At 70.5% G+C, this 12,807-nt stretch carries 8 protein-coding genes; 7 read left to right on the top strand and 1 reads right to left on the bottom strand.

Annotation, left to right across the window (positions count from 1 at the left end):
- Nucleotides 1-1,018: HAMP domain-containing protein (locus tag CV1CTNOD_RS03510; RefSeq protein WP_131784716.1), on the bottom strand; the 1,018-nt coding region annotated here is incomplete at its 3' end.
- A gap of 267 nt (nt 1,019-1,285) precedes the next feature.
- On the opposite strand from CV1CTNOD_RS03510, the gene CV1CTNOD_RS03505 reads away from it, so the two are divergent.
- The 7 genes from CV1CTNOD_RS03505 (at nt 1,286) to CV1CTNOD_RS03475 (ending at nt 12,695) form a co-directional block, all read left to right on the top strand.
- The gene (locus tag CV1CTNOD_RS03505; RefSeq protein WP_131784715.1) at nt 1,286-3,763 is read left to right on the top strand and encodes a SpoIIE family protein phosphatase; all 2,478 of its coding nucleotides are present in this window, start codon (nt 1,286-1,288) and stop codon (nt 3,761-3,763) included.
- A gap of 210 nt (nt 3,764-3,973) precedes the next feature.
- A complete protein-coding gene (locus tag CV1CTNOD_RS03500) occupies nt 3,974-4,384 on the top strand; it encodes an ATP-binding protein (protein ID WP_131784714.1) in 411 nt (136 codons plus the stop codon).
- Between the two features lie 11 nt (nt 4,385-4,395).
- The gene (locus CV1CTNOD_RS03495) at nt 4,396-5,958 is read left to right on the top strand and encodes a type III PLP-dependent enzyme (protein ID WP_131784713.1); all 1,563 of its coding nucleotides are present in this window, start codon (nt 4,396-4,398) and stop codon (nt 5,956-5,958) included.
- Between the two features lie 254 nt (nt 5,959-6,212).
- Complete coding sequence (locus CV1CTNOD_RS03490) at nt 6,213-7,592, top strand: cystathionine beta-synthase (RefSeq protein WP_131784712.1); 1,380 nt, start codon at nt 6,213-6,215, stop codon at nt 7,590-7,592.
- Between the two features lie 38 nt (nt 7,593-7,630).
- On the top strand, nt 7,631-8,836 hold the full coding sequence (locus CV1CTNOD_RS03485; RefSeq protein WP_131784727.1) for a cystathionine gamma-synthase: 1,206 nt from the start codon (nt 7,631-7,633) through the stop codon (nt 8,834-8,836).
- Between the two features lie 431 nt (nt 8,837-9,267).
- A complete protein-coding gene (locus CV1CTNOD_RS03480; protein WP_131784711.1) occupies nt 9,268-10,701 on the top strand; it encodes a diaminobutyrate--2-oxoglutarate transaminase family protein in 1,434 nt (477 codons plus the stop codon).
- A complete protein-coding gene (locus CV1CTNOD_RS03475) occupies nt 10,698-12,695 on the top strand; it encodes an IucA/IucC family protein (protein ID WP_242606330.1) in 1,998 nt (665 codons plus the stop codon). Before CV1CTNOD_RS03480 ends, CV1CTNOD_RS03475 begins: the two co-directional genes overlap by 4 nt.
- Nucleotides 12,696-12,807 lie beyond the last annotated feature (112 nt).

Below are 12,807 nucleotides of genomic sequence, written 5' to 3'. Positions count from 1 at the left end.
CGAACGACGACAGCTGCTCCACCATCGTGTTCACCGTGTGGGCAAGGCCGGCGACCTCACCGCGGGCGTCCACGGTGATCTGGCGGGTGAGGTCACCGCGGGCAACCGCGGCCGCGACCTCGGCGATGCTACGAACCTGCGTGGTGAGGTTGCCGGCCATGACGTTCACCGAGTCGGTGAGGTCCCGCCACACCCCGGACACGCCCTTGACCTGGGCCTGCCCGCCCAGTTTGCCCTCGGTACCGACCTCCTTGGCCATCCGGGTGACCTCGTCGGCAAATGCCGAGAGCTGGTCGACCATCGTGTTCACGGTCGACTTCAGCTCGTAGATCTCGCCTCGCGCATCCACGGTGATCTTCTGGGACAGGTCACCCTGCGCCACCGCCGTCGTGACCTGGGCGATGTTGCGAACCTGGCTGGTGAGGTTGCCCGCCATCGAGTTGACCGACTCGGTCAGGTCCCGCCACACCCCGGACACGCCCTTGACCCGCGCCTGGCCGCCCAGATTGCCCTCGGTACCGACCTCCTTGGCCACCCGGGTGACCTCGTCGGCGAACGAGGAGAGCTGGTCCACCATCGTGTTCACGGTCGTGCCGATCGTGAGGAACTCACCTCGCACCGGCTGCCCGGCGATCTCCAGCGCCATGTGCTGCGAAAGATCGCCCTCCGCGACCGCCGCGATCACACGCGCAACCTCGTGCGTCGGACGCGCAAGGTCGTCGATAAGCGAGTTGACCGCATGGTTCGACAGTGCCCAGCCACCCTCGAAGCCGAGGTCAGCCATCCGCTCGGTCAGCCGGCCGTCCCGCCGGATCACCTTGCTGACCCGTTCCAGCTCGCCGGAGTGCCGCTGCTGCAGGGCGGCCAGCTCGTCGAAACGCTGGGCGATCAGCGCACCGCCACCGGCCCGCTCCCCCAGACGCACGGAGAAGTCACCTGTGCACAACGTCGTCAGCGCCCCGAGCAAATCCTCGATGAAGTGGTCGTCCACGGGCGCGGATTCCGACACCATCGTCATGGTGGAGCCCTCCAAACCCGCGTATGCGGGAATCTCTCGCGTCTGGCAGACCATCGGAACGGACCAGCGTCCGTTCATCAAGCATCCAGCAGTGCTCGGCGACAGTATCCGTCAGGGCTTGCTGTACGGATATAGCGGACCCATCCGCCCGCAAGCGGCATGCGCAGGCACGGACGGATCCGGGAAGCACCGCGGAAGATCCGCCGGCCACGCCCCATGACGCGGCCAATCCCTCACGGCTGGACAACACAGGAGACACTGACCGGCATGCTTCACGTGCTCGGAGAAGAGGGGCTCCGCCGCACCCTCACACTTCCGCCGGTCACCGATTCACCGCGGTCGGCCCGCCGGTTCGTTATCGACACGCTGCACGGCCGTCTCCACCCCGATGTCGTCGATACCGCTCTGCTGCTGGTAACCGAGCTTGTGACCAACGTCATCGTGCACGCCGGTACCGACGCGACGGTCGACATCCGGCACAACGCCGGACGCCTCGTCGTCGTAGTCAGTGACCGGCACCCCGTACCGTTGGGCGGAGTGCCGACCACCGGTACGCCCAGACGGCCCGGACGCGCACCGGGCACATCCGGCGATCCCCGCCGGGCGGCCGTTGACGGCCCGGAGAGCCTGCCGGCGCCTACGGATCCGGGCGCGATCTGGCGGGCGCCCGGCACCGTCGACGGCGGTGGCGTCAGGGACGGCGGCATCGAGAACCTGCGCGAGGACGGCCGCGGCCTGTCGCTGGTGGATGCCCTCAGCACGGCATGGGGTACCGAACACGACCGAGCGGGCAAGCGGGTGTGGTTCCGACTCGACGCCCCCAACAGCCGTCACTCCGATGCCATGGACGCCGGCGGCACGGATGCCTGCAGCGCAGATGCCGGCAGCACGGATGTCGACGCCGCCCGCGCCGGCATCCGGACAGCGTCCCCCGACCTGCCGCCCACCGGGCTGCCGGCCCACGAGAGCGGGTCCGGCTCCGGGGCCCTGCCGGTAGGGGCGGCAGGCCTGCGCCGGCCGGCGCGGCTGCTCTCACCCGCCCTCACCCACCTCCTGTCGGCCGAGGAGGAGGTCGGCGAGCTGCTGGCACAGCTCGTCGACGCGCTGCCGTCATCCGGCGCGGGTCTCGTGCGGCGGCCGGGACGCAGCCGGGAAGGAGCACCGGAGGTGGTGGCGGCGTTCGGCCCGACCGGTTCGAACCGCAGCGCCCGCCGCATCCCACTGGACTCCCGTGACGGGATCGTCGGGGAACTGCTGCTGTGGTCACCGGGCCTGCCGGTGACCACCGGTGCGGCGTCGATCGGCGTGACATCCGCCGATGCGGCGTCCACCGACATCGAGGAACGGATCCAGCTGGTCGCCCGCTGGATGGCGCTGGCCCTCGGCGGCGCCCACCTGCGACGCGTCGAGGAACGCCGGATCGGCATGTTGTCGTTCCTGGCCGAGGCGTCCGACCTGCTCGCGGGCAGTCTCGACACCGACCGGAGCCTGGCCCTGCTCGCGCGCCTGCCGCTGCCGCGGCTGGCGCGCTGGTGCACGGTCCACCTGCTGCGGGAGGATGGCGCGATGAAACTCGCCGCCGTCGGCCATGTCAACGAGGCCGAAGCCGGCGAGCTGTCGGACTGGGCGGACGACCCGGCCGGGTCGCTGGCCGCCCATGTGCAGGCGGCACTCACCGAGACCGTGCACGTGGCCACCGTCAACGGCTCGCCCACCGTCATCGCCGCGATGCGCGCCCGCCGCCGGGTACTGGGCGTGGTGGCCCTCGGTCGTGATGCCGGGGACAACTTCGAGGCCGACGAGATCGAGCTGTTCACCGACCTCGCCCGCCGCGCGGCCTTCGCCGTCGACAACGCCCGGCTGTTCCGCCAGCAGGTGGAGGTGGCCGGTGAGTTGCAGGCTGGGCTGCTGCCACCCGAACTGCCACGCATCGACGGGATCGAGCTCGGCTCGTCCTACCGCGCGGCGCGAGCCGGTCTGGAAGTCGGCGGTGACTTCTTCGACCTCGTCCCGAACCCGGACGGCGGCTGGACGATCATTATCGGGGACGTCTGCGGCAAGGGCGCGGAAGCCGCCAACGTCACCGGGGTCGCACGGGCCGTCCTGCGGCTGCTGGCGGGCCAGCGCCACAATCTGCCCGACATCATGATGGATCTCAACCGTGCGTTGCGGGACACCAACTACCCGAACCCGGCGGGTCAGGGGCGTTTCTGCACGCTCGCAGCGGCCCAGCTGCGTCCACCGGACGAACTGGGCCCACGGAGCAGGCCGGGGCCACCGGGCAGGTCGGATCCACCGGGCAGGCTGGGTCCATCGCAGGAGCGCGGGCCCGCCGGCCCGGGGGGAACGGCCACCCCGTCCGGACGGCAGCCGACCGAACGGATGGTCTCGATCTGCATGGCCGGGCATCCGCTGCCGGTCCTCGTGCGGGCGGACGGGACGGCCGTGTTCGTCGCGCAGCCGGGAACGCTGCTGGGGGTCCTCGACGACGAGGACGCGACCTTTCCCGAGGTGCGGGTGTCGCTCGGGGCCGGGGATGCGCTCATCCTGTACACCGACGGAGTGGTCGAGGCGCGCCACGGCAGGGAGCTGTTCGGCGAGGAACGGCTGCTGGAGACCTTGCGCGGCTGCGCCGGAATGTCCGCCCAGGGAATCGCGGAACGGCTGCGGGCGGCTGCCGAGCGGTTTGCCGGCGGCCGGCTGCGCGACGATGTCGCCGTACTCGCGGCCCGCATACCGACATGACACTCCGCGATCCATCGGAAACTTTCAGCCGATGATCGTGACGGATGCAAGCGATACAGTTACCGTACGTCATAAAGAGCTACCCGGCATTCACCCGTTGACCGCGAAAGACCGGAAGCGCTTCGAATAGCCGGCCTGTGGGTAGACGTACAGGGATGTCATCACTGAAACTCGGTGATCAATGAACACACAAACAGGGTGGAAACGGACATGATGACCCACGCGTCGTCGTTGCGCCCCTCGGCCACGCACCTGCTGGTCGAGCTGCCCTACGTGCCCAGCGCCGTTCCACAGGCACGCCGCGCTCTCAGAGAGCAACTCGCCGCCACGAACCTGCCCGAGGAAGCCGTCGGGACGGCGGAGCTCCTGGTCAGTGAGTTGGTCACGAATGCGGTCAAGTACGGCAAGCCACCCGTGTGGCTGCTACTTGAACTACGGCCCGGGCTCGTACACGCCTCCGTCTCGGACACTTCTGTCGTGCTACCGCACAGACAACAGGTGGATCTCGGCAGTGAGGGCGGTCGCGGGCTGCTCGTCCTGGACGCTCTCGCCGGCAGCTGGGGCGCGGTGGCGGTGGATTCGGGCAAGTACCTCTGGTTCGACCTACCCGTCCAGCCGTGAGCTGAACGCGCGTGCAGCTGCCACCGTCCGCCGACCCGCTGCACGCCCTGCCCACCGACCGTTTACCTACGGCAACGCTGCTGTGGCTTCACGACACGCTCGGGACACGCGGCGACGCCCACAGCCGGTCCGCGTTCCCCCCGGCGTCTGCCTCCGCGGTGCGGTCTCCCTCCGCGGTGCGCTCCGATCCGGTCAGCGCGTACGTCTATGACCTTGACGTCGCGGCCGGTAACGCCGCCCGCCTGAAGGCCGCGTTACCGTCGTGGGCCGCGGTGTTCTACGCGGTGAAAGCAAACGGCTACCCTCCGGTCCTGGACGCCCTGGCAGCCGGCCACACCATCGGCGCTGGTCACGCCGTCGGAACTGGTCACGCCGTCGCCACCGGCCAGGGGGTGGACGGTTTCGAGGTCGCCTCCGTCCACGAGATCACGCTCGCCCTGGACACCGCCCGGCGTGCCGGTCGGCGTGCGCGCATCGTCGCCTCCGGCCCGGGGAAGTCGACCCCGGTGCTGGCGGCGCTCGTCGAGACCGCCGGGACTGCCGGCAGCGAGGTGACCGTCAACGTCGAAAGCCCCGGCGAGCTGCGACGTCTGAACCATGTGGCGGGCCGGGCGAGACGCCGGATTCCGGTCACCCTGCGGGTCAACCCGTCACGGGTGGCACTCGCCGGCTCGGTGCGCATGGGTGGGGTGGCTAGCGCCTTCGGGATACCCGAGGCGGACGTCCCCGACGTCCTGGACATCGCGCGGTCGCTGCTCTGGGTCGACGTGGTCGGCTTCCACGTCCATGCCGTGTCCGGAAACCTCGACACCACCGCGCACCTGGACTACGTGCGCTGGTGTCTGGGGTACTCGGTCTCCACGGCCGCCATGCACGGCGTCGACCTGCGGATCGTCAACGTCGGCGGTGGGCTGGGGGTGGCGTTCGAGCCGGACCGGCGCGGCGAACGTCCCTTCGACCTGGACGCCTTCGCCGCCGGGCTGCGGGCGACACCGGTCCCGGCCGGGGTGCAGGTGCTGTTCGAACCGGGACGCTGGCTGGTCGCCGACTGCGGCGCGTACGCGGCCGAGGTCACCGACGTCAAACACTCCCACGGCACCGACTTCGTGGTGCTGCGGGGCGGCATCCACCACTTCCAGCTGCCGACGTCCTGGGAGATCGTGCACAACTTCGGGGTCGTCGGGGTGGACGCCTGGCCGTACGACTTTCCGCGTCCCGGTGTCGTCGGACGGCCGGTGACCGTGGTCGGCGAACTGTGCACGCCCGAGGACACCCTCGCCCGTGACATCACCGTGGACGCGATACGCGCGGGCGACATGGTGGTCTTCCCGATGGCCGGCGCCTACGGATACGAGTTCGCCATGCAGGGGTTCCTGGGACATCCACCGCCGGCAAGGGTCGCGATATCGCAGGGCCCCGGCGGCGGGTTCACCCACGTCCACACCAGCTCGACACACACCAGCTCGACGCACACGAGTTCGACGCACACGAGTTCGACGCACACCGGCTCGACACACACGAGCTCGACACACACCGGGAGCTCCCACACCACCTCGACCCGCTCGACGCAGTGACAGACGCACCGGCAGTCCGTGTGTGTGGCGCCCCGCGGCTTCCGGTTCGGATACGTCCGGACCGGGCGCGGCAGTCCGCGCGTGGCAGCCCATGCGCGCATGACAGCCTGCGCGCGACAGCGTCCCGACGTCGATCACGACCCCTGCGATCTCCGCGACCTGTGCGATCTCCGCGACACGGTGCGCGGCTTGGCCTGCGGCAGGCGCTTTGCCTGCGTAGGCTGTGACCTCGGCGGCGAAGGTGAGGGCGGCGCATGCGTGTCTACGAGAACCTGGCCGCGGTGGTCGGCGGCACCCCGCTGGTCAGGCTGAACACGGTCACCGCGGGCATCACCGCGCCGGTGTTCGCCAAGCTGGAGTACCTCAATCCGGGCGGGTCGGTGAAGGACCGGATCGCCCTGGCGATGGTGAGCGCCGCGGAGGAATCCGGGCAGCTGCGGCCGGGCGGGACGATCGTCGAACCGACCAGCGGCAACACCGGGGTGGGGCTTGCGATCGTGGCCGCGACCCACGGCTACCGCTGCGTGTTCACCATGCCCGACAAGATCAGCGAAGAGAAACAGGCGGTGCTACGGGCCTACGGCGCCGAAGTACTGGTCTGCCCGACCGCGGTCGCCCCGGACGACCCCCGCTCCTACTATTCGGTCGCCCGCCGTGTCGTCGCCGAGACGCCCAATGCGTGGAGCCCGGACCAGTACTCCAACCCGCACAACCCCGCCGCGCACCACGCCACCACCGGCCCGGAGATCTGGGCGGACACCGACGGGCGCATCACCCACTTCGTCGCCGGTATCGGCACCGGTGGGACGATCAGCGGCACCGGCCGCTACCTCAAGGAAGTCAGCGACAGCCGGGTACAGGTCGTGGGTGCGGACCCGGAGGGGTCGGTGTACTCCGGCGGCAGCGGGCGGCCATACCTCGTGGAGGGAGTCGGCGAGGACATCTGGCCGACGACCTACGACAAGACGGTGGTCGATCGGGTGGAGGCGGTCAGCGACCGTGACTCGTTCCTGATGACCCGGGAGCTGGCCCGCCGCGAGGGCATGCTGGTTGGCGGCTCCTGCGGGCTCGCGGTGGTCGCGGCGCTGCGGGTCGCCCGGGAGCTGGACGCCGACGGCTGCGTCGTGGTGCTGCTCCCGGACTCCGGCCGCGGCTACCTGTCAAAGATCTTCAACGACGAGTGGATGTACGACTACGGTTTTCTCGACCGTCCGTCGGACGAGCCGACGGTCGCCGAAGTGCTGGCCCGCAAGTCCTCCGACGCGACCAGCCCACCCGACCTGGTACACGTGCATCCTGACGAAACCGTCGGCGCGGCCATCTCCTATCTGCGCGAGTACAACGTGTCCCAGATGCCGGTGGTCAGACAGGAACCACCGCTGCGTTCGGCCGAGGTGGCTGGCGCCGTCATCGAGCTGGAACTGCTCGCAGCCGTGTTCGCCGACCGGACCGCCGTCGACGCCACGGTGGCCGCGCACATGTCACCCCCACTGCCCACGGTCGGCGCCGGCGAGCCGCTGTCGGTGCTGGTCAGCGTCCTCGGCGCCGCGCCGGCCGTGCTCGTGCTGGAGGACGGGAACCCCGTCGGCATCCTCACGCGGTCCGATCTGCTCAGCTTCCTGGCCACCCCGTGACCCGCGCCGACGACCCCGTGACCAGCGTGGACGACTCCGTGGCCCGCGCCGACGACCCGCAGCACCCAGCGGCCACGGCTGCGTGGGCCGGCGACGGGTTCGAGACGCTGGCGATCCACGCTGGGCAGGAGCCCGACGCCGTCACCGGTGCGGTGGTCGTCCCCATCCACCCGTCGTCGACGTTCGTGCAGGACGCCGTCGGGGTTCCGCGCGGGGCGTACGAGTACGCCCGGTCGGCCAACCCGACCCGCACCGCGCTGGAGACCTGTCTGGCCGCGCTGGAAGCGGGCACCGTGGGACTCGCGTTCGCCTCCGGCCTTGCCGCCGTGGACGCGGTGCTGCGCACGGCGTGCCGGCCGGGTGATCACGCAGTGATCCCGTCGGACGCCTACGGCGGCACCTACCGGCTGTTCGCGCGGGTGTTCGCCGAGTGGGGCGTGGAGTACACCCCGGTGCCCCTGGACGATCTCGAGGCGGTGCGGGCGGCGGTACGCCCGGGGCATACCCGGCTGCTGTGGTGCGAGACGCCGACGAACCCACTGCTGAGCATCTCCGACATCGCCGCACTCGCCGATCTCGTCCACTCCGTCGGCGGGCTGCTCGCCGTCGACAACACCTTTGCCACCCCATACCTGCAGCAGCCGCTGACACTCGGCGCCGACGTGTCGGTCCACTCGACCACGAAGTACCTCGGCGGGCACAGCGACGTCATCGGCGGTGCCGTGGTCGTGTCCGATCCGGGGCTGGGGGAACGGCTGCGGTTCATCCAGAACGCCACCGGAGCGGTTCCCGGCCCGTTCGACGCCTGGCTGGTGCTGCGGGGGGCGAAGACCCTGGCGGTCCGGATGGACCGGCACTGCGCGAACGCCCGCCACATCGCGGATCTGCTGGTGAGGCATCCCGCGGTGGCAGTCGTGCACTACCCGGGCCTGCCGGGCAACCCGGGCCACCCGGTGGCGGCGAAGCAGATGCGTGACTTCGGTGGGATGGTGTCGTTCACCCTGCGTGGGGGTCAGGACGCGGCGGTCGAGGTGTGCCGGCGGACCCGGGTGTTCACCCTCGCCGAGTCCCTGGGCGGGGTCGAGTCGCTGATCGAGCACCCGGGGCGGATGACGCACGCCTCGGTCGCCGGTTCACCGCTGGAAGTGCCCGCGGACCTCGTCCGGCTGTCGGTCGGCATCGAATCGATCGACGACCTGGTCGACGATCTCACCAAAGCCCTCGACGACCACCAGGATCTGTAGGTAGCTTCAGTCATCCTGACAGCTCTTTCCACCTACGCCTCCTTCCGCTGTAGATCGTTTCTGCAGGGTGGATGGCGGTTTTCACCTACGGCTGCGGGTAGCCAGCTGCGGCTGGCGAGTGAGAGCTTTGTCCGGATGGATGCGGGGCTGACGGTTCGCCATCGGTCCGCGCCCACCGAGAGGATGATTACACTCGCGGTTCGGACCCTCCCTGCCGGTAGCAGCTTAGGTTAGGCTTCCCTGAACCCAATAAAAGGTCAAAGGTGGCATGATCGGGCGGGTACACCTTCTACGCCCGCCCGGGCTTCCTCGCCGGATCGGCTTCGCCGACCGGAGAAGTCCGGGAGGCCCGAGTCCCTGGGCCACCGGGTCACGCACCCAAGTCCCCGGGTCGCTCAAGGAGCCCAGGCCACCGGACGGGAGTCGCTTTCTTGACGATATCCGCCGTCACCCCCGGATCCACCGTCACCCCCGGCCCCGCGGCCGGGCAGAGCGCACACGACGCCGACGGCCGGGTACGCGCCGACGGGATCCTCGCCCGGCAACGCCGGCGGGAATCGTCCGCGCGAACATACGCACGGAATCTGCCGATCGTCCCCGTCCATGCCGAGGGCATGACGGTCGTCGGCGCGGACGGCCGCCGCTACCTGGACTGCCTGTCCGGCGCCGGCACCCTCGCGCTCGGCCACAACCATCCCGTCGTCCACGAGGCGCTCTCCGGACTGCTCCGCTCCGGCGCTCCGCTGCACGTGCTCGACCTGGCCACCCCCGAGAAGGACGCGTTCACCGCCGAACTGCTCTCCTGCCTTCCGGACGGCTTCGCGGCTTCGGTGAAGCTGCACTTCTGCGGCCCCACCGGCGCGGACGCGGTCGAGGCCGCACTCAAGCTGACCCAGACCGTCACCGGGCACGAGACGCTGCTGGCGTTCACCGGCGGCTACCACGGCATGACAGCCGGAGCACTCGCCGTCACCGGGAACGTCACGGTCAAGGAGCGCCTCCGGTCGGCGGGCGCCGTCGTCCGGCTGCCCTACCCGTACCCCTACCGCTGCCCGTTCGGCGTCGGCGCCACCGGCGGGGACCGTCCGGACTGCGCGCAGCTGTCCGTCCGGTACATCGAACGGCTCCTGGACGACCCGTGCGGCGGTGTGGTGCGGCCCGCCGCAATGATCGTCGAAGCCGTGCAGGGAGAGGGTGGGGTGGTACCCGCGCCGGACAACTGGCTGCGGGCCATACGCCGGATCACTGCTGAACGGGGCATCCCCTTGATCCTCGACGAGGTCCAGACCGGCGTGGGACGTACGGGCACGTTCTGGGCCGGCGAGCACAGCGGCATCACACCGGACGTCATGGTCATGTCGAAGGCGATCGGCGGCGGCCTGCCACTGGCCGTCATCGCCTACCGGGAGGATCTGGACGGCTGGGCCCCCGGTGCACACACCGGCACGTTCCGCGGCAACCAGCTCGCGATGGTCGCCGGCACTGCCACGTTGCGTTTCGTCCGCTCCGAGGCCCTGGAGCTGCGCGCCGCCGAGGTCGGCGCCCGGATGCTGGCCGGTCTGCGGACGATCGCCGCGAGCCATCCCTGCGTAGGTGACGTCCGTGGGCGCGGGCTCATGCTCGGCCTGGAACTGGTCGATCCCGACGCCGACCCGGACGTCGTCGGCGCCCGACCGGCAAACCCCCACCTGGCCGCCCTCGTCCGGACCGAGTGCCTGGGCCGGGGCCTGATCGTCGAACTGGGCGGGCGCCACGACTCGGTGGTGCGGCTGCTCCCGCCGCTGATCATCACCGACGCCGAGGCCGATCGGGTACTGGCCATCCTCGCCGATGCCTTCGAGGCAGCGGCCTCCCCGTCCCGGTGAAACCCATCCCCGCATCGTCACCGGGCGGCACGCCCCCATGGACACCGGGCGGGCAAGCGGCGGGCCCGGCGGGTTCAGCCGCGGCAACGGCCGCGGACACGCGGGTCACCGAAACGCTGCTGCGCTGCTGGGTCCGGGAGAACGGGATCACCATGGGCCACCACGGCAGCTTGCTGCGGATCGACCTGCCCGCCTCCGGCCTGGTCCTGGACACGCCCGTCCGCTACCGCTCGGCCTGTGGCTGGCACCGCTTCGGACCTCTGACAACGGGAGGTCTGACCGTGGACGCCGGGCTGCTGGCAGCCCTGCTCGTCCGTGAGGTCACCAACCAGCGGGGACTGCCGCCGTCGGCGGGCACGGACTGTCTCGGCCGCATCATCGACTCGCTGCGGCACACCGCCGTGTACGTCGAAACCCGCGCCGCCACCCCCCGGACGCCGGCCACTCCGTCCGAACCAGCCACACCGTCCGGACCAGCCACACCGTCCGGACCAGCCGCACCGTCCGGACCAGCCGCACCGACAACGCCGTCCGAAGCAGCCACACCGGTCGGACCGGACGATGCCGCGTGCCTACCGCCGTTCCTCGCCGCCGAACAGGCGCTGATAACCGGGCATCCTTTCCATCCGGCGGCTAAGAGCCGCGAGGGCGCCTCGGCAGCAGAACTGGCTACCTACTCTCCGGAGCTACGCGGTTCCTTTCCGCTGCACTGGTTTGCCGCCCACCCATCGGTGGCAGCCTCGGGCGGAACGATCGGTGGGCACAGCCCGGTGGAGCTCCTGCGCTCCCTGCTGCCCAGTCGTGACCTGCCCGAGGCTTACGCCTCCTACCTGCCCCTGCCGGCGCACCCCTGGCAGGCCCACGACCTGCGTGCCCGGACAGACGTCACCGCCATGATCGCCGATGGCCTGCTCGTGGATCTCGGCCCGGTCGGGCCACCCTGGTATCCGACGGCGTCGCTGCGCACCGTGTGGCGGCCGGACGCGCCGGTCATGCTTAAGCTCTCCCTGGGTATGCGGATCACCAACTCCCGCCGGGTCAACCTGCGCGGCGAGCTGGAACTGGGCACCCAGATCAGCGTGCTGCTCGACGCGGGCCTGCGGGACTGGCTGGTAGCCGCCCATCCTGGCTTCCACCTGCTCGAGGATCCGGCGTGGGTCGGCCTCGACGCACCGGACACCGCCGGATCCGCCCGTGGGAGCACCCCCGAAGGCCGGGCAGGCACAGCCGGCCCAGGCCTGGAGAGCGCGATCCGGGTGAACCCGTTCGGCGTGGGTGATCGGGTGGTGTGCGTGGCCGGACTGGTCGCCGACCGTCCGGACCGGACCATGCGCACCGATCCCACCTCCCCCGGACCGTCCATGCTCGCCGAGATCGTCGACAAGCTCGCGGGACGGGTCGGGGAGCCCCCTGCCGAGGTCGCCGCCGACTGGTTCGCCCGTTACCTACGGGTCGTCGCCGTACCAGCCCTCGACCTGTACGCCCGCCACGGGGTCGGTCTGGAGGCCCACCAGCAGAACTGCCTGGTCACGTTGGACGACCACGGCCGGCCCGCTGCCGGCTGGTACCGCGACAGCCAGGGCTACTATGTCGCCGCGTCCCACGCGGACGCCGCCCGCCGTGCCGTGCCCGGATTCGGCGACGGACTCGCCGCGATCTTCGACAACGTCCTCGTGGACGAACGGGTGCTCTACTACCTTATGATCAACAATGTGTTCGGGGTGATCGGTGCCTTGGGCGCCGCCGGGAAGGCGGACGAGGCCCGGCTGCTGGCCGGTGTGCGCGCATTGCTTATGCGCATGCGTGCCGACCTCACCGCCGACGGTGTGACCGTGCCGGGCCTGTTCGGCCTGCTGCTGGACTCCGCCGTCCTGCGATGCAAGGCGAACCTCGCGACGGCGGTCGACGGGCGCGACGAACTGGCCGGCCCGGTCGCAACCCAGTCACTGTACGTCGACATCCCCAACCCGCTCGTCACGGAGCTCGGATCGTGAACACCCGGCCGGACGATCGGGATCGGCAGGATGAACAGCCCAGGCGGGACGAGCAGGACGAGCGCGGTGAGCAGAGCAAACGGGACGGCTGGGGTGAACAGGGCGAACCGTT

Source organism: Protofrankia symbiont of Coriaria ruscifolia (assembly GCF_900634745.1).
Classification (GTDB): domain Bacteria; phylum Actinomycetota; class Actinomycetes; order Frankiales; family Frankiaceae; genus Protofrankia; species Protofrankia californiensis.
This window is presented reverse-complemented; position numbering and strand designations above follow the sequence as displayed.

Excerpts from the sequence above, each read along its gene's own strand:
- CV1CTNOD_RS03500 (WP_131784714.1), top strand. The coding sequence starts at position 3,974 with ATGATGACCCACGCGTCGTCGTTGCGCCCCTCGGCCACGCACCTGCTG.
- CV1CTNOD_RS03490 (WP_131784712.1), top strand. The coding sequence starts at position 6,213 with ATGCGTGTCTACGAGAACCTGGCCGCGGTGGTCGGCGGCACCCCGCTG.
- CV1CTNOD_RS03505 (WP_131784715.1), top strand. The coding sequence starts at position 1,286 with ATGCTTCACGTGCTCGGAGAAGAGGGGCTCCGCCGCACCCTCACACTT.